Annotated in this window: 15 protein-coding genes; 9 read left to right on the forward strand and 6 right to left on the reverse strand. The window is 67.1% G+C overall.

What is annotated here, in order from left to right:
- Positions 1-52: 52 nt before the first annotated feature.
- Both AC5QAH_RS08680 and AC5QAH_RS08685 read right to left on the reverse strand, forming a co-directional pair.
- A complete protein-coding gene (locus AC5QAH_RS08680) occupies positions 53-598 on the reverse strand; it encodes a GNAT family N-acetyltransferase (protein ID WP_004150340.1) in 546 nt (181 codons plus the stop codon).
- A 95-nt stretch (positions 599-693) separates the two neighbouring features.
- Positions 694-1,551, reverse strand: coding sequence for a 23S rRNA (adenine(2030)-N(6))-methyltransferase RlmJ (locus tag AC5QAH_RS08685; protein ID WP_019338445.1), 858 nt, complete (start codon positions 1,549-1,551; stop codon positions 694-696).
- 35 nt (positions 1,552-1,586) lie between these two features.
- On the opposite strand from AC5QAH_RS08685, the gene creB reads away from it, so the two are divergent.
- The 7 genes from creB (at position 1,587) to AC5QAH_RS08720 (ending at position 9,410) form a co-directional block, all read left to right on the forward strand.
- A complete protein-coding gene (creB, locus tag AC5QAH_RS08690; RefSeq protein WP_191863873.1) occupies positions 1,587-2,312 on the forward strand; it encodes a two-component system response regulator CreB in 726 nt (241 codons plus the stop codon).
- 3 nt (positions 2,313-2,315) lie between these two features.
- Positions 2,316-3,776 carry a two-component system sensor histidine kinase CreC gene (creC, locus tag AC5QAH_RS08695; RefSeq protein WP_019338443.1) on the forward strand — a complete coding sequence of 487 codons (1,461 nt, stop codon included), beginning with the start codon at positions 2,316-2,318 and terminating at the stop codon, positions 3,774-3,776.
- Between the two features lie 81 nt (positions 3,777-3,857).
- Positions 3,858-5,177, forward strand: coding sequence for a cell envelope integrity protein CreD (creD, locus tag AC5QAH_RS08700; protein ID WP_495232263.1), 1,320 nt, complete (start codon positions 3,858-3,860; stop codon positions 5,175-5,177).
- 10 nt (positions 5,178-5,187) lie between these two features.
- On the forward strand, positions 5,188-5,598 hold the full coding sequence (locus AC5QAH_RS08705) for a hypothetical protein (protein WP_053442733.1): 411 nt from the start codon (positions 5,188-5,190) through the stop codon (positions 5,596-5,598).
- Between the two features lie 196 nt (positions 5,599-5,794).
- Positions 5,795-7,387: a M28 family metallopeptidase gene (locus tag AC5QAH_RS08710; RefSeq protein WP_111189515.1), complete on the forward strand. Its 1,593-nt coding sequence runs from the start codon at positions 5,795-5,797 to the stop codon at positions 7,385-7,387.
- 93 nt (positions 7,388-7,480) lie between these two features.
- Complete coding sequence (gltX, locus tag AC5QAH_RS08715) at positions 7,481-8,884, forward strand: glutamate--tRNA ligase (RefSeq protein ID WP_010483126.1); 1,404 nt, start codon at positions 7,481-7,483, stop codon at positions 8,882-8,884.
- 34 nt (positions 8,885-8,918) lie between these two features.
- A complete protein-coding gene (locus tag AC5QAH_RS08720; RefSeq protein WP_004150412.1) occupies positions 8,919-9,410 on the forward strand; it encodes a Fur family transcriptional regulator in 492 nt (163 codons plus the stop codon).
- A 70-nt stretch (positions 9,411-9,480) separates the two neighbouring features.
- Here AC5QAH_RS08720 and AC5QAH_RS08725 read toward each other — a convergent pair whose 3' ends face one another.
- The 4 genes from AC5QAH_RS08725 to AC5QAH_RS08740 all read right to left on the reverse strand — a co-directional run bounded on the left by AC5QAH_RS08725 (position 9,481) and on the right by AC5QAH_RS08740 (position 15,247).
- A complete protein-coding gene (locus tag AC5QAH_RS08725) occupies positions 9,481-10,629 on the reverse strand; it encodes an HlyD family secretion protein (RefSeq protein ID WP_019659169.1) in 1,149 nt (382 codons plus the stop codon).
- A gap of 10 nt (positions 10,630-10,639) precedes the next feature.
- A complete protein-coding gene (locus AC5QAH_RS08730) occupies positions 10,640-12,313 on the reverse strand; it encodes an MFS transporter (protein WP_495232264.1) in 1,674 nt (557 codons plus the stop codon).
- Entirely contained in the window at positions 12,313-12,879 is a 567-nt protein-coding gene (locus tag AC5QAH_RS08735; protein WP_135272812.1) for a TetR/AcrR family transcriptional regulator, read from the reverse strand. The genes AC5QAH_RS08730 and AC5QAH_RS08735 overlap by 1 nt, the downstream gene beginning before the upstream one ends.
- Positions 12,880-13,042: 163 nt before the next feature.
- Entirely contained in the window at positions 13,043-15,247 is a 2,205-nt protein-coding gene (locus AC5QAH_RS08740; protein WP_054171309.1) for a TonB-dependent receptor, read from the reverse strand.
- 135 nt (positions 15,248-15,382) lie between these two features.
- Between AC5QAH_RS08740 and AC5QAH_RS08745 the strand changes: the two genes are divergently transcribed.
- On the forward strand, positions 15,383-15,796 hold the full coding sequence (locus AC5QAH_RS08745; protein ID WP_019338435.1) for a MerC domain-containing protein: 414 nt from the start codon (positions 15,383-15,385) through the stop codon (positions 15,794-15,796).
- A 110-nt stretch (positions 15,797-15,906) separates the two neighbouring features.
- The gene (locus AC5QAH_RS08750) at positions 15,907-16,086 is read left to right on the forward strand and encodes a 30S ribosomal protein THX (RefSeq protein ID WP_004150462.1); all 180 of its coding nucleotides are present in this window, start codon (positions 15,907-15,909) and stop codon (positions 16,084-16,086) included.
- Positions 16,087-16,128 lie beyond the last annotated feature (42 nt).

Here is a 16,128-nt window from a genome sequence, read left to right on the forward strand (position 1 = left end):
CCAGCGGCCGGCACTACCGGGAGACGTGGCCGGGCAGGGCCCGGCGTATCCGTCAGTTGTCCAGCTCCAGCACCATCCGCACCAGGCCTTCGGCACCGGTCGGGTGCGGCACCGGCTTGAAGCCCAGCGAGGCGGCCAGCTGCTTCATCGGCTCGTTCTCGGCGGCAACGTCGCCGTACAGGCGGTCCAGGTACTTGCCGCGGCCCCACTTCACCAGCTTGCGCATCAGCTGCCGGCCCAGGCCCTGGCCGATCAGGAAGCGGCTGATCAGGATCGCGTACTCGGCTTCACGGGTACCGGGGATGATCGAGGCCCGGGCGACCGCACCGACCACTGCTTCGCCAGCAGGCAGGGATTCGGCAGCGACCAGGGTGATCTCGGTCTTGGGATTCGGGTGGGTCAGGCGCTGGGTGGTTTCCGGCGACAGCTCAGTCACCGCCTGCAGGAAACGATCACGGATTTCTTCCGGTCCGAACAGGCTGAACGCCGCTTGCAGCGGTGCGCCATCTTCCGGGCGGATGGGGCGGATCAGCAGCTCGTGGCCGCTGGGAGCCTTGAAGATCTCATGCCAGGGCGGCATGCGGTTGCGAGTGGCCATACCGGGTGATTCCTTGGTGGTCCATCGATTGTGGCATCACCGGGGCTGCATTCCGTGAACGGAAGGCTCACGGCGGTACAGCCTCGTGAAGGCCGTTATTCGGGTGCTTTGAGCCAATCCAGGCGGGTGCTGGCCCCCGGTTCGCCCAGGTGCTGGCGCAGCGCCGGCAGGGCTGGGCCGACCACACGGTCGAACTGCCAGGGCGGGTTGAGCAGCAGCATGCCACTGCCGTTGAGGCGCAGCGGCGAGTCGTCCGGGCGCACCAGGAACTCGATCGTCATCGCCGATTTCACCGGCAGGGCGGTGGCCTTGCGCAGGAAATGCAGGATGGTGCGGCGCTGCTTGATCGGGAACCAGACGGCACACGTGGCCTGCGGCCAGCGCGCCAGGGTTTCGGCCAGGGCGGCCAGCACCGCCTGGTACTCGGCATCCTGGGCTTCGTAGGGCGGGTCGATCAGGACCAGGCCACGGCCGATCTTGCTGCCGTTGAACTTCGGCGGCAGCAGCGAGCGCAGCAGTGCATAGCCATCGCCAGAGCGCACATCGACGCGGCTGTCATGGGCGAACAGGGCCTTCAACGTGGCCGTTTCGGCTTCCTGCAGCTCACAGACCGCCATGCGGTCCTGCGCACGCATCGCCTGTGCGCTCAGCAGCGGCGAACCCGGATAATTGGTCAGCGCGCCGACCGGGTTGTCGGCCTGTACCGCCTTCAGGTAGCGCTCGACCACCTCCGGCAGCTTGGGCTGGGCCATCAGCCGCATGATTCCGGATTCGGCCTCCAGGGTCTTGCGGCTCTCTTCGCTGGCCAGCAGGTAGCGGCCGGCACCGCCGTGGGTGTCGAGCACGAAGAACGGGCTGTCCTTGCGCTTGAAGCTGTCGATCAGGGCCAGCTGCACGATGTGTTTGAGCACGTCGGCATGGTTGCCGGCATGGAAGGCGTGGCGATAGTTCATGGGCGGCAGTGTACGGGGCGGCGGCCGCAGCGGCTATGCTGCGCGCCATGACAGCTCCTGTTGCCCATGTCCTGGTGGTCGAGGACGAAGCCGCCATCGCCGAAACCGTGCTCTATGCGCTGCGCAGCGAGGGCTATGCCGCCAGCCACTGCCTGCTGGGCGGCGAGGCCCTGCAACGGCTGCAGGCCGGGGATATCGACGTGGTGGTGCTGGACGTGGGCCTGCCCGACCTGGGCGGCTTCGAGGTCTGCAGGCGACTGCGCGCGCAGCCCGGGCCGTCGGCGCAGCTGCCGGTGATCTTCCTGACCGCCCGCAACGACGAAGTGGACCGGGTGCTCGGCCTGGAGCTGGGCGCCGACGACTACATGACCAAGCCGTTCTCGCCGCGCGAGCTGGTGGCACGGGTGCGTGCGCGCCTGCGCCGCTCGGCACCGGTCGTGGCAGCACCCGGCGCCGATGCGGGCTGGCAGGAACATGGCGCCTTTGCCATCGACCGCGAAGGCCGGCGCATCCGCTTCCGTGGCCAGGCACTGGACCTGACCCGCTACGAGTACGCGCTGCTGGAAGCGCTGCTGCTGCGCCCGGGCGCCATCCTCAGCCGTGCCCAGCTGATGGACCGTGGCTGGGACAGCAGCGCCGACAGCGCCGACCGCACCGTTGATACGCATGTAAAGACGCTGCGCGCCAAGCTGCGCGCGGCCGGTGCCAGCGACGACCCGATCCGTACCCACCGTGGCCTTGGCTACGCGCTGGAGGTCTAGCCGATGCGCCTGGTACTGAAGCTGTTCCTGGGCTTCTTCCTGATCACCGGCATCGCGGCGTTCTTCGTGATGCGCGTGTTCGTCAACGAAGTGAAGCCCGGTGTGCGCCAGGCGATGGAATCGACCCTGGTCGATGCGGCCAACGTGCTGGCCGAAATGGCCGCCGCCGACGTCAAGGCCGGCACCATCCGCAGCGGCAGCTTCACCCGCAACCTCGCCAAGGCACGCCAGCGCGACCTGAAGGCGATGGTCTGGCGCTTCCCGAAGCGCTCGCTGGATTACCGGGTGACCATCACCGATGCCAAGGGCATCGTCATCTACGACTCGCTGGGCCGCGACCTGGGGCGCGACAACTCGCGCTGGAATGATGTCTATCGCACCCTGCGAGGTGAGTACGGCGCGCGTTCCAGTCCCGAGATTGCCGGCGAAGAGGGCGACACGGTGATGCATGTGGCGGCGCCCGTATATGACCCGGCCGATGGGCGCACCCTCATCGGCGTGCTCAGCCTGGCGCAGCCCAACCGCAGCATCGATCCGTTCATCGCCGCCAGCCAGCGCGCTATCATCGAGCGCGGGGCCTGGCTGATCGGCTTGTCGGCGCTGGTCGGTGTGCTGGTGACGATGTGGCTGACCACCGGCCTGGGCCAGCTCAGCCGCTATGCGCGTGCGGTCAGCGCCGGCGAACCGGTGCCGCCGCCGCGCCGCCGCCGCGACGAGATCGGCGATCTGGGCCAGGCGCTGGAAACCATGCGCCGCAAGCTGGAAGGCAAGGCCTACGTCGAGCAGTACGTGCAGTCGCTGACGCATGAGATGAAGAGCCCGCTGGCGGCCATCCGCGGTGCCGCCGAGCTGCTGCAGGAGCCGCTGCCCGAAGCCGATCGCGTGCATTTCGCGCGCAGCATTGTCGACCAGCAGGAGCGGCTGACCGAGACCATCGACAAGCTGCTGGCACTGGCTGAAGTGGAACAGCACGGCTGGCTGCAGACCCGCGACCGGATCGCGCTGCCGGCATTGCTGGCCGATGCGGCCGCTGCCGCGCAGGTGCGCGCACAAGCGGCAGGCGTGCAGGTCCGCATCGGCAGCGTGCCCGACCTGCAGGTGCAGGGCGACGGCTACCTGCTGCGACAGGCACTGCACAACCTGATCGACAACGCGATTGCCTTCTCGCCGGCTGGCGCGGAGATCGCGCTGCAGGCCGAGGTGGACGGGCAGGGCGTGCGCCTGCAGGTGGCCGACCGTGGCGCCGGCATTCCCGACTACGCGCGTGAGCGGGTGTTCGAACGCTTCTATTCGCTGGCGCGCCCCGGCAGCGGGCGGCGCAGTTCCGGCCTGGGCCTGCCGTTCGTGCGGGAAGTCGCGCGCCTGCACGATGGGCGCGCCAGTGTCGATGCACGCGACGGCGGCGGTACCGTAGCCAGCCTGTGGTTGCCGCTGGGTACACCGGGCCAGCGCCCGCGCCGCTGACTTCACATTCGCTTCAAATTCGCCACAAACCCTGCTCACTGCAGCGGTCCATCCTGCAGTCCTCTCCAACGAGGATGGACCATGAAATCCCTGAAGATGCTGCTGCGGTTCGCCATTGTCGGCGGGCTGATCCTGCTGCTGCTGATCCCGCTGACGATGATCCGCGGGGTCATCAACGAACGCAGTGCGTACCGCGATGAGGCCTTCTCGCGGGTGGCCGACAGCCGCGCCGGTGCGCAGCAGCTGGTCGGGCCGGTGCGGGTGGTGCCGTGGGTGGAGCGCAAGCAGGTTGAACTGGTCGATCCGCTGGGCGTCAAGAAGACCGAGGTGCAGGTCACCGAGGGGCACTGGTTGCAGATGCCTGCGTCGCTGGAGGTGGGCGGTGAGATGCTGCCGAGCCAGCGTGAGGTCGGGCTGTTCAAGGTGCCGGTGTACAGCTGGAACGGCCAGATGAAGGCGACGTTCGCCGAAGACGACTATCCGGTGAAGGCCGGCCGCAGTTACGGCCAGCCGTATGTAGCCGTGGGCATTTCCGATGTGCGCGGCCTGGTCGGTACGCCGAACCTGCGCGTGGATGGCAAGCAGCTGAGGTTGCTGCCGGGCGTTGGCGCGGCCAGCGAAGTGGGGCGAGGCCTGCATGCACCGGTGGCCGGTTTCGCTGCGGATCAGGGCGGCACGCTGGCTGCCAGCGCCGTTGAACTGGAGCTGCGCCTGGATGGCAGCCGCATGCTGTCGGTGGTGCCGGTGGGCGATGACACCCACATCGCGCTGCGTTCGAGCTGGCCGCATCCGTCGTTCAGCGGTGCGTTCCTGCCCAACGAGCGCCGCGTCGATGCGCAGGGCTTCGATGCGCGCTGGGCGGTGTCCTCGCTGGCCTCCGACGCACAGCGGCAGCTGCGCAATGACGGTTCGGTCGACTCGCAGGCGGTGACGGTGTCGCTGGTCGATCCGGTCGATACCTACACCCAGGCCGACCGTGCCTCGAAGTACGGCGTGCTGTTCGTGCTGCTCACCTTCGTCGGCTTCATCCTGTTCGAGCTGATCAAGTCGCTGCGCATCCACCCGCTGCAGTACCTGATGGTGGGCCTGGCGCTGGCGATCTTCTTCTTGCTGCTGATCAGCCTGTCCGAGCACATCGCGTTCTGGAAGGCCTACCTGGTTTCGGCCGTGGCCTGCATCGGCCTGCAGGCGGTGTACCTGGCCAACGTGCTGGGCCACTGGAAGCGCGGTCTCGGCTTCGCTGCGCTGCTGACCGTGCTGTACGGCGCGCTGTATGGCCTGCTGGTGTCGGAGAACAACGCGCTGCTGATGGGTTCGCTGCTGCTGTTCGTGATCCTGGCGCTGGCGATGTGGGTGACGCGCCGGGTCGACTGGTACGCGCTTGGCGCGGAACTGAAGTAAGGAGTACGTCATGGGCTGGCGCCAGGGATTGCGGCAACGGGCACGGCAGGGCATTCCGGCCCTGCTGGAAGTGAATGCACTGCTGCAGGCACATGGCGTGCTGGCGGCCCTGCCGGGGGCACGGATCGCCCCCGGCCTGGTCCGCTTCCAGCTGGCTGCGGTGACCTGCGAGGGATTGCAGGGGCAGGGACTGCGCTGGCTGCAGGACGCGCGCCAGGGACGCGGCGCGGTGGCCGGCTGGGTGCCGCGCTACCGGCCATGGAAGGCCGGGGCGGAGGCGCTGGCCGAGATCGGCATCGGCGGCCTGCCGGATGACTGGCCGGCACACGCGTCGGTGTATGGCTGCAGCAGCATCGATCGGCGGCATTGGTTGTTGTTGCTGCCGGAGCGGGCGCAGTTGTGGTTGGGGTGGAGTGGGTGATCGGGTTGTTCATCCACGCATGGCGTGGATCTACTGGCGGGAACCCCGCCCTTTGGTGGGTGCGAGCTGACCGGTCACCTGTGGGTGCGAACCTTGGTTCGCATGCTCCTGCCCATGACCGATGGGACGGTATCGGCGCGCCCCTGCTGGCTAGACTCGATGGGTTGATGATCGAGCCGAAGGGCAGGGGTGCGATGTGTTGAAGTGGGGCGTGCTGGCCGTAGCGCTGGCGATGGGGGGCAATGCAATGGCGCAGCAGCGCGAGTCGGTGGACCTGGACATGGTCAGCCGCATCCGCCAGGAGGCCTTCCACCGTTCGCAGGTGATGGATACCTTCAGCTACCTCACCGAACGCATCGGCCCGCGCCTGACCAATTCGCCGGCGATGGGCCGCGCCAACGCGTGGACCCGCGGCAAGTTCAGCGAATGGAAGCTGGACAACGTGCACGACGAAGCCTTCGATGACTTCGGCCGTGGCTGGGAGTTCACCTCGGCCAGCGTGGAAATGCTGGGTGACCGCGTGCAGCCGCTGCATGCGCTGCCCAAGGCCTGGACGCCAGGCACCAAGGGACCGGTTGAGGGCGAGCTGGTGCACGTGGAGATCAAGAAGCCCGAGGACATCGAAAAGTATCGCGGCAAGCTGCGCGGCAAGATCCTGCTGCTGGGCGAGGCGCGCGAGTACAAGCGCGGCACCGAGCCGGACTCGCACCGGCATGACGCCACCTCGCTGGAGGGCCTGCAGGAATTCACCCTGCCCAAGGACGTCGCCGCCGAGCGGGCCAAGCGGGTGAAGGAATACAAGGAACGCCAGGAGCTGGCCGCCAAGGTCAACGCCTTCTTCGTCGAAGAGGGCGCGCTGGCCGCGATCAGCATCAGCAGCTGGGACAACGGTATCATCCGCGTCGCCGGCGGCGGTTCGCGCAAGGCCGGCGAATCGGTGGGCATCCCGGAACTGGCGATGATCGCCGAGCACTTCAATCCGCTGGTGCGCGCGCTGGATGCCAAGCAGCCGGTACGCCTGCGCGTGGATGTAGCCGCGCGCTTCACCGACGAGGCTGACCAGCCCGGCTACAACACGCTGGCCGAGATCCGCGGCAGCAGCAGGCCCGACGAAGTGGTGATGATCGGCGCTCACCTGGATTCCTGGCACAGCGGCACCGGCGCGGCTGACAACGCGGCCGGCGTGGCGGTGATGATGGAGGCGATGCGCATCCTCAAGGCCACCGGCGCCAAGCCGAAGCGCACCATCCGCGTGGCGTTGTGGAGCGGTGAGGAGCAGGGCCTGATCGGCTCGCAGGCCTATGTGGCCAAGCACTTCGGTCGTTTCCCGGAACCCACCGACCCGGCCCAGAAGGCGTTGCCGGCCTCGCTGCGCGAGCCGACCGGTGCATTGCAGAAGACCCGCGACTACAGCAAGTTCCAGGTCTACTTCAACATGGACAACGGCTCGGGCCGCTTCCGGGGCATCTACGCGCAGGAAAACCTGGCGGCGATGCCGATCTTCGAAGCCTGGCTGGCGCCGTTCCATGACGTGGGCGCCACCACCGTGGCCACCCGCAACACCGGCAGTACCGACCACATCAGCTTCGACCGCATCGGCCTTCCGGGCTTCCAGTTCATCCAGGACCGGCTGGACTACTTCACCAACGTCCACCACAGCCACCTGGATACCTGGGACCACGCCGAGCCGGAAGACCTGAAACAGGCCGCCGCCATCGTCGCTTCGTTCGCCTACAACGCGGCGATGCGCGAGCAGTCGTTCCCGCGCAAGGCTGAACCGCAGCCCTGAAAAACCTGGCGGGAGGGGCGGGATGCGTCCGCCCCTCCTTGCCTTTCCGGGGCTGGTGGTAAAATCGGGAGATTCCCGTTCCTCGAGCCGTCCATGACCTGCCGCACCCGCTTCGCCCCCAGTCCCACCGGCTACCTGCACATCGGTGGTGCCCGCACTGCGCTGTACTGCTGGCTGGAGGCCCGCCACCGTGGCGGCGAGTTCGTGCTGCGCATCGAGGACACCGATCGTGAACGCAGCACCCAGGGCGCGATCGACGCCATCCTGGAGGCGATGGAGTGGCTGGGCCTGGACTACGACGAGGGCCCGATCTACCAGACCGACCGCGTCGCCCGTTACCAGGAAGTGGCCGAGCAGCTGATCGCCGACGGCAAGGCGTACTACGCCTACGAAACCCGCGAAGAGCTGGATGCGATGCGCGAGGCCGCCATGGCCAGGCAGGAAAAGCCGCGTTACAACGGCGCTGCACGCGAACTGGGCCTGCCGTACAGGGACGACCCGAACCGCGTCATCCGCTTCAAGAACCCGCTGGAAGGTACGGTGGTGTTCGACGACCTGATCAAGGGCCGCATCGAGATCGCCAACAGCGAGCTGGATGACATGGTCATCTTCCGTCCGGACGGCTACCCCACCTACAACTTCGCGGTGGTGGTGGACGACTGGGACATGGGCATCACCGAGGTCATCCGCGGTGACGACCACATCAACAACACCCCGCGCCAGATCAACCTGTACGAAGGCATCGGTGCGCCGGTGCCGAAGTTCGGCCACATGCCGATGATCCTGGACGAGCAGGGGGCCAAGCTGTCCAAGCGCACCGGCGCGGCCGACGTGATGCAGTACAAGGACGCCGGCTACCTGCCCGATGCGCTGCTGAGCTACCTGGCCCGGCTGGGCTGGTCGCACGGTGACCAGGAGCTGTTCAGCCGCCAGGAACTGATCGACCTGTTCGACGTGAAGGACTGCAATTCCAAGGCCTCGCGCCTGGACATGGCCAAGCTGGGCTGGGTCAACCAGCACTTCCTGAAGACCGAGGACGTGGCCGCCATCGTGCCGCACCTGGTCTACCAGCTGCAGAAGCTGGGCCTGGACGTGGCCGCCGGCCCGGCCCCGGAGGACGTGGTGATCGCCCTGCGTGAGCGCGTGCAGACCCTGAAGGAAATGGCCGAAAAGGCCGTGATCTGGTACCAGCCGCTGACCGAGTACGACGAAGCGGCGGTGGCCAAGCACTTCAAGGCCGGTGCCGAGGTGGCGCTGGGCAAGGCCCGCGAGCTGCTGGCAGCCCTGCCGGAATGGACCGCCGAGTCGGTGGGCGTGGCCCTGCACGACGTCGCCGCCGCGCTGGAGATCGGCATGGGCAAGGTCGCCCAGCCGCTGCGCGTGGCCATCACCGGCACCCAGGTCAGCCCTGACATTTCCCATACCGTGTACCTGGCCGGCCGCGAGCAGGCCTTGAAACGCATTGATGTGGCCATCACCAAGGTAGCAACGGCCTGAGGCATCCTTGCCAGGCCCGAACCGGAGAACACGCATGCCCGCCAAGACCGCCACTGCCTGTACGGCCCCGCACCACCACGTCCACGATGCATCGGATTTTGTGGCGGTGGTCGAGCGCGTCTCGCGCGAACGCGGGCTGCGCCTGACCCCGATCCGCGCCAATGTGCTGAAGCTGATCGCCGAGGCCGGCAAGCCCGTCAAGGCCTACGAGCTGCTGGAATGGGTGCGCAACGGCAAGGGCGTGGGCGCTGATGCCCCGCCCACCGTGTACCGCGCGCTGGATTTCCTGATGGCCAATGGCTTCGTGCACAAGCTGGAGTCGGTCAATGCCTTCGTGGCCTGCCACCATCCCAGCAGCGCCGCGCATTCGGTGCCGTTCCTGATCTGCAACAGCTGCCACAGCGCGGTGGAGCTGGAAGACCGCGAAATCGTCACCCAGCTGGAGAAGCGCGCCAAGGAGCTGGGTTTCCAGCCGCAGGCGCAGACTCTGGAAGTGCACGGCCTCTGCGCGCGCTGCGCGGGCTGAGCAATGGGTCCTGGGGTCAGATCCCTTTTGCCTTGGCAAAAGGGATCTGACCCCCGTTTCATGACAAACGCTAGTCCATCGGCTTGCTTGCGGTATCCACCCGCACGATCACCGACATGCCGGGCCGCAGTTGTGCCGCCAGCTTCTGGCCCTCGTTGATCGAAATCCGTACCGGCAGCCGCTGCACCACCTTGGTGAAGTTGCCGCTGGCATTGTCCGGGCGCAGCACGCTGAATTCCGAGCCGGTAGCCGGCGCGATCTCCTGCACGCGGCCCCGCAGCACCTGCCCCTGGAACGCGTCCACCGAGAACGTGGCCGGCTGGCCGATCGCCATGCCCCAGGTCTGGCCTTCCTTGTAGTTGGCCACCACCCACAACGTGTCAGGTACCAGGAACAGCAGCTGCGAACCGGCAGCGACGTACTGGCCCACGCGCACGCTGGCCTCGCTGATCTGGCCGTCGCGCGGTGCGTGGATCACCGTGTTGGCCAGATCGATGCGGGCCAGTTCCAGTTGCGCCTGCGCGCTCTCCACCTGCGCCTCCAGGCTCTTGCGCGCCACCTGGGTCGATACCAGGGTTTCCTCGGCAATGCGGATCTGCGCCTGTGACTGCTGGACGCTGGCCTGTGCCGACGCCTGGGTGGTGCGGAACTTGTCGCGGTCGTTGACTGACACCAGTTGCTGCGCGGCCAGCTCCTCGTAGCGCTTCAGCTCGTTGCGTGAGCGTTGCAGCTCCGCCTGGCCGGCCGACAACGTGGCGTGTGCGGAGGCGATCTGCGCACGGTTCTGCGCCTGCGACTGGTCCGAGTTGGCCAACGCCGCGCGTGCGCTGTCCAGCGTCGCCTGCGCCTGGGCGACGCGCTGCGCGTAGATGCGGTCATCGATGCGCAGCAGCGGCTCGCCCTGCTTCACGTGCTGGAAGTCCTTCACCAGCACTTCGGTCACGTAGCCGTTCACCTGCGGCGCCATCACCGTGATCTGCCCGCGTACATAGGCGTTGTCGGTCACCATCACGCTGCTGGTGAATGGCCACAGGTGCCAGGCGCGCAGGATCAGCGCAATGCCCAGCAGGGCGACCACCACCATCACCACTACACTGCGCGCGCTGGGCTTGAGGTACTTCGGCGCGACCGCCGGCTCAACGGGGGTGGGCGCAGGTGCCGCGTCGGTCGGCGGCGGAGGGGTCACGTTGTCGTCGGGTCGGGGCGGGACGGGAGGCATGGCGGAGGACTCAGCGGGGCGCGGCCGGCGTGGCCGCAGCGGGGGAAGTGGTGTGGCGCTTGCGCCATTGCTTGAGCACCGCGGTGCGCAGCGACAGCAGCAGCAACCAGCACAGGAAGCCGATGGCCAGCCAACCGCTCAATGTGAACACATCATTGAATCCACGCACGTTGGCTTCGCGGCGAGTGGTCTGCGCCAGCTGCGCGCTGCCCTGCGCACTGCGCAGCACCGGGTCGGTGATCTGTGCGCTGTACAGCTGCTGCTGGATGCGCAGGCGTTGTGCCACCACCGGGTCGGCCGGGTCGAGCTGGCTGGTCAATGCGCTGGAGTACAACTGCTCGCGATGCAGCTGGAAGGTGCCCAGCACCGCCGAGCCGGCCAGGCCACCCAGCGTCTGGGTGATCGACAGCGTCACCAGGAAGGTGATCATGTGATCCACGCCCTGTTTCAACGCGGCAGAGATGCCGAGCATGATCAGCGGGCCCATGAACATACCGGCACCGACCGAGGCCAGGAACTGGCTGGCGTAGAAATCGTGTGGCCGGTCCAGGCTGGTGCGGTGCTGGTCGAAGAACGCGGCGGCGCCCAGCAGCAGGATCGCCATCAGCAGCTGGGCGATCAGCCGCTTGGGGCCGAAGGTGAGCGAGGCGCCAGCGATGCCGACGATCACCCCGGCGAGGATCACTACGAACAGCGGGCGCATCTGGTCAGGCCCCATGCCCAGCGTGCGCATCAGGTTGACCACGCCGTAGGACTGCTCGGTGGTGAGGAAGCGGATCAGGAACGCACCGACGATGAAGTGCAGTACCGGCAGCTTCGACAGCCAGCGGATCTGCAGCAGCGGATTGCGCCGGTAGTGCTCGATGATGAAGGCGGTGGTGGACAGCACGATCGAGGCGACCAGTGCCCAGCCCAGCCATGGTGTGTTGAGCCACCAGCGGGTGTAGCCCTGCGCCAGCACGATCACCAGCAGGGCGACGGCCGGTGCGAGCAGGGCGAACGTGAGGAAGTCCAGCGGCTCGAACGCCTTCACCTGGATGCCGGGCGGCAGCTTCAACACTACCACTGCCGCGAACGCGCACAGTGCCAGCCCGGCCTCAAACGAGTAGAGCTGGTGCCACTGGCCGGTATCGACCAGGCCAGGCGACACGATCCAGGCGATCGGCACCGCCAGCTGCGAGAGGCCGACACCGACCACCAGCAGATTGCCGGTGAAGCGACGCGGCAGCGCCTGCAGCATGTACAGCGTGCCCAGTGTCGAACAGGCCGCACCCGCGAAGCCGCTGGCGGCGCGGGTCAGCATCGTGGTCTCGAAGCTGCCGACGAACAGGTGCAGTACCGCCAGCGCCGCATACAGGCCCAGCCCGATCTCGGCGAACAGGCGGATGCCGTACTGCTGGCGGAACTTGAAGGCCAGCAGGTTGGCGGTGACATTCACCATGGCATAGGCGGCCACCAGCCAGCTGCCCTGGGTCGGGGTCAGTGCCAGTTGGCCCTGCAGGAACGGCAGGTTGGCGGTGACCAGCGCATTGCCGAGGCCGCCGGTGATCGCCACCAGCAGCGATACCAGGGCATAGGCCAACCGACGGTACGGTGGGTGCCAGGGCATCGAAGCCGAACCGGGCATGGTCGGCTTCTCGTGCTCCTCCCAATCCGGAACCGGCTTCAGATACGGCTGGACCATCAGCGGGCCTCGCTGGTTGCTCCCTGGAGACCCCCGCGCAGCAGCTGCAGGGCGCGCCCGGCCAGGTGGGCGCGCTCGTCGCGGGTCTTGCCGCGCAGGGCCGCGCCCAGCATGCCCGAGATCAGTGAAATGTCCGTCTTTTCCAGGTCGGCCCGGCACAGGCCGGCCGCCTTGGCACGCTCAATCGGTGCTTCCAGCAGGTCGCGCACGGTCTCGCGCGCGGTGCGCATGGCCGGCACGTCCGAATCGACCGCACGCCAGTAATCGGCCAGTGCCGGCGAATCGATGATGCGCTGGGCCATGCCCTCGAACACCTCGAACAGGGCGTCGTCGCGGTCGCCGAGCTGTTCGACCTGGCGCCGGATGCGATCAACCGTGCGCTGCAGCAGCGCCTGGATCAGCGCGGTGCGGTCGGGAAAGTTGCGGTACAGGGTGGCGCGGCCCACCTGGGCGCGTTCGACCACCAGGTCCAGCGGGGCGGTGACACCGTGTTGGCCGAACACATGATCGGCGGCGTCGAGGATGAGGGCACGGCGGGCAGCAGCATCGGCACGTTGGGCAGTCATGGAATTATTTTCGGACAAAAATGTCCGATTGGCGAGACTTTGAGTGACGGGATTGTCCGCTTGTTGTGGTACGCACATCTTTGTGACGAGTGCGTGATGGTGCGGATCGAAATGAAAACGGGGGCCCGAAGGCCCCCGTGGGATCCGACCCCGCCTTACGCGATCAGAAGAACGCGCGGATGCCGAATGCGACACCACGGCCTGGCAGCGGCGAGTAGTCGCGCAGCAGCGAGGTATGCGGCCGCACTTCGCGGTTGGTCAGGTTGCTGCCATCCAGGAAGACTTCGTAGCTGTTGCTGGCGTTGCGATCCCAACGGTAGGCCAGGTGCGCATCGACCAGGGTGTAGCCGTTGCTCGGCTCCTCGTTCTGCGCGACGTCCTTCTGGCGGCTGTAACGCACCGCACCGACCGAGGCGCGCCAGCCGTCCTTCGACCAGCGCAGGTCGGCGCCGACGCGGGCCGGAGCAATGCGCGGCAGGTAGCCGGTGTTTGCCAGTTCCACGCTGTAGTTGTGGTTGTGGTCGCCATGCGGCACGGCGATGTCGAGGTTGCGGCTGCCGCTGCCATCCAGCTTGGCCTTCACGTAGTCGCCGAACAGGCGCAGATCCCAGTCACCGGCGCCGCCCTCGAACAGGTGTACCAGCGCTTCGGCTTCGGCACCGCGGAACACCGCGTCCTGCTGGGTCCAGGTGCGCACCGGCAGGCCCTCGGTGATGCCGGTTTCGGCCAGGTAGATGAAGTCCTTGAACTTGGTCTGGTAGACCGACGCGGAGAAGTCCAGGCGCTCGCTGTGGGTGTGGATACCCAGTTCCACGCGCTGGCCGCGTTCGGTCTTCAGGTTGGCGTCGCCGATTTCCAGCGAGCGGGTGGCGATGTGTGCGCCGGCGGCGTACAGCTCTTCGTTGGTCGGTGCACGCTCGGAGCTGTCCACGCCGATGCGCAGATCAACGGCGTCGTTGAGCTTCCAGATGCCAGCGGCAGACAGGTTGGTGGCACCGAACGTGCGGCGGCGGTAGTCGCCAGTCGGGTCCAGCTTGACCTGGTCGTGGCGGCCGCCCAGTTCCAGCTTGAACGGGCCGAACTGCTTTTCCTGCAGCACGAACAGGCCGATGTTCTTCGTGCCGGTATCCGGCACGAACGCCTCTTCGCCCTTGGCGCCGAAATCACTGTTGCCGAACTGCAGGCCGAAGGCACCGTCCCATCCGCCGATCTGCTGCTGTACGGCTTCCAGGCGCGCTTCGATGCCGCGGTTGGTGAAGCGGGTGGACGGCGTGCCGGCTTCCAGCTCCACGTGTTCGTAGTCGGTGTAGGCCACGCGTGCGTTGATGTTCTTCAGGAACGAGACCGGGTCGTAGATGCCGGCCTTGGTCTCGAAGCGGTTCTGCACCATGTCGATGCGCACGTCGTGCTCGTCGCCGCCTTCTTCTTCATCGCCATGGTCGTGACCGTGGTCATGGCCGTGATCGTCGCCATCGGCGTGCACGTGCGCGCCATTGGGAATGCCGTAGTTGGTGCGGTAGGTGCTGGCCGATACGCCGAAGTAGCCGCCGTCGCCCAGCCACGTTGCGCCGACGCCACCGGCGCGGGTGCGGATCGAGCTGTTGTCCAGGCGGCCGCGACGCGGCTCTTCACCCTCGGCCGCGTCATGGTCGTGATCGTGGTCATGATGATCTTCAAGGCTGTCGATCACTGCATAACCGGGGATGCGGTAGTCATCGCCATTGCGGACCAGGCCATCCACGTGCAGCACGACATTGCCGCTGACGCCATCGAGGCGGAACATGCCGCTGCGTTCGTTGTTCACCGAATTGCCGCGCAGTTCTGCGCGGCCGCTCAGCGGGCGCTCCGGCAGTTCGCGCGCGATGCGGCCATCGACCACATTGACCGCACCACCGATGGCGCCGCTGCCGAACAGCAGCGTAGCCGGCCCCTTCAGCACTTCGATCTGGTCGGCCAGGAACGGCTCGATGCTGGTGGCATGGTCGGCGCTGACGGTGGAGGCATCCATGTTGCCCATGCCGTTGGACAGCACGGCCACGCGCGGGCCTTCCTGGCCGCGGATGATCGGGCGGCCGACGCCGGGCCCGAAGAAGGTGCTCTGTACGCCTGGCAGCTTGGCCACGGTATCGCCGAGGGTGCCGGCCTTCTGCTCGTCCAGGCGTTCGCCGGCCAGAACCTCCACCGGGCGTGCCAGCGATTCTGCGTCGCCCTGCAGCGGCGACGCGGTGACCTGCACCGACGACAGTTCAGTCAGGTGGCGGTCACGATGGGAATCGTCTTCGCTGGCGGCGAAGGCAACGGTCGGAAGCAGGGCGGTCAGGGCCAGGGCGAGGGAATGCGGCTTCAACCGCGGGGTACGGGCGGGCATCGGTGGGTCCTTTGTTACACTGTATCAATCGCTGGGCGCACGCATCCCGTCAGCGGGACAGGGGGAGGGAAACCGTGCGGGTCGGGAAGGGATGTTATATTATTCCATAACGATTCGCCGACCCTGCTGGAAGTCATGTCCCTGTCCTCACGCCTGCGCCACCTGCTCGACCGTTTCGGCGCCACTGGTTCGATGCTGTGCGCGGTGCATTGCGCGGTGATTCCGGTGCTGCTGGCCGCAGCGCCGTCGTTGGGCCTGTCGTTCTGGCTGAGCGACGGCGTGGAACAGGCGCTGGTGGTGTTCGTGACCCTGCTGGGGCTGTTCAGCCTGGTCTGGGGCTACCGTCGCCACGGTGCGCTGCGTGCGCTGGGCTTCCTGATTCCCGGCCTGGTGGCGTTGTGGGCCGGCGTGCTGTACGACCCGTTGCACCACAATGCGGTGCCGCACGCGGTGGTGATGACCGTCGGCGGCCTGCTGGTGGGTGTGGCCCATCTGGTCAACCTGCGCCTCAACCACGGTCACGTGCACGACGCCAGCTGCGCGCACTAGGCGCTCCGTGATAGGATTTTCGATCGTGCGCGGGGGCGCCCAGCAAGGCGGCCCCGCCGAACCCGTGTCAGTACGGGGTAACCAGATTTCACATTTGAGGAGTTGAAGACATGGGTAAGGGTGACCGCAAGACCGCCAAGGGCAAGCGCTATAACGCCAGCTACGGCAACGCCCGTTCGCACACCGCGAGCAAGGTCGCCGTAGGCGCCGCCGCTCCGGTTGCCAAGAAGACCGTGGCCAAGGCTCCGGCGAAGAAGGCTGTGGCGAAGAAGGCCGTCGCCAAGGCCTGATCCGGCCCAGACCGGTTCAACGAAAAACGCGGCGCCTGGCGC

Source organism: Stenotrophomonas sp. YJH_SMC_43 (genome assembly GCF_059372535.1).

Bases quoted from the DNA above. Each gene is read 5' to 3' on its own strand.
- AC5QAH_RS08680 (WP_004150340.1), bottom strand. From the start codon at position 598: ATGGCCACTCGCAACCGCATGCCGCCCTGGCATGAGATCTTCAAGGCT.
- AC5QAH_RS08685 (WP_019338445.1), bottom strand. From the start codon at position 1,551: ATGAACTATCGCCACGCCTTCCATGCCGGCAACCATGCCGACGTGCTC.
- creB (WP_191863873.1), top strand. From the start codon at position 1,587: ATGCTGCGCGCCATGACAGCTCCTGTTGCCCATGTCCTGGTGGTCGAG.
- creC (WP_019338443.1), top strand. From the start codon at position 2,316: ATGCGCCTGGTACTGAAGCTGTTCCTGGGCTTCTTCCTGATCACCGGC.
- creD (WP_495232263.1), top strand. From the start codon at position 3,858: ATGAAATCCCTGAAGATGCTGCTGCGGTTCGCCATTGTCGGCGGGCTG.
- AC5QAH_RS08705 (WP_053442733.1), top strand. From the start codon at position 5,188: ATGGGCTGGCGCCAGGGATTGCGGCAACGGGCACGGCAGGGCATTCCG.
- gltX (WP_010483126.1), top strand. From the start codon at position 7,481: ATGACCTGCCGCACCCGCTTCGCCCCCAGTCCCACCGGCTACCTGCAC.
- AC5QAH_RS08720 (WP_004150412.1), top strand. From the start codon at position 8,919: ATGCCCGCCAAGACCGCCACTGCCTGTACGGCCCCGCACCACCACGTC.
- AC5QAH_RS08725 (WP_019659169.1), bottom strand. From the start codon at position 10,629: ATGCCTCCCGTCCCGCCCCGACCCGACGACAACGTGACCCCTCCGCCG.
- AC5QAH_RS08730 (WP_495232264.1), bottom strand. From the start codon at position 12,313: ATGGTCCAGCCGTATCTGAAGCCGGTTCCGGATTGGGAGGAGCACGAG.
- AC5QAH_RS08735 (WP_135272812.1), bottom strand. From the start codon at position 12,879: ATGACTGCCCAACGTGCCGATGCTGCTGCCCGCCGTGCCCTCATCCTC.
- AC5QAH_RS08740 (WP_054171309.1), bottom strand. From the start codon at position 15,247: ATGCCCGCCCGTACCCCGCGGTTGAAGCCGCATTCCCTCGCCCTGGCC.
- AC5QAH_RS08745 (WP_019338435.1), top strand. From the start codon at position 15,383: ATGTCCCTGTCCTCACGCCTGCGCCACCTGCTCGACCGTTTCGGCGCC.
- AC5QAH_RS08750 (WP_004150462.1), top strand. From the start codon at position 15,907: ATGGGTAAGGGTGACCGCAAGACCGCCAAGGGCAAGCGCTATAACGCC.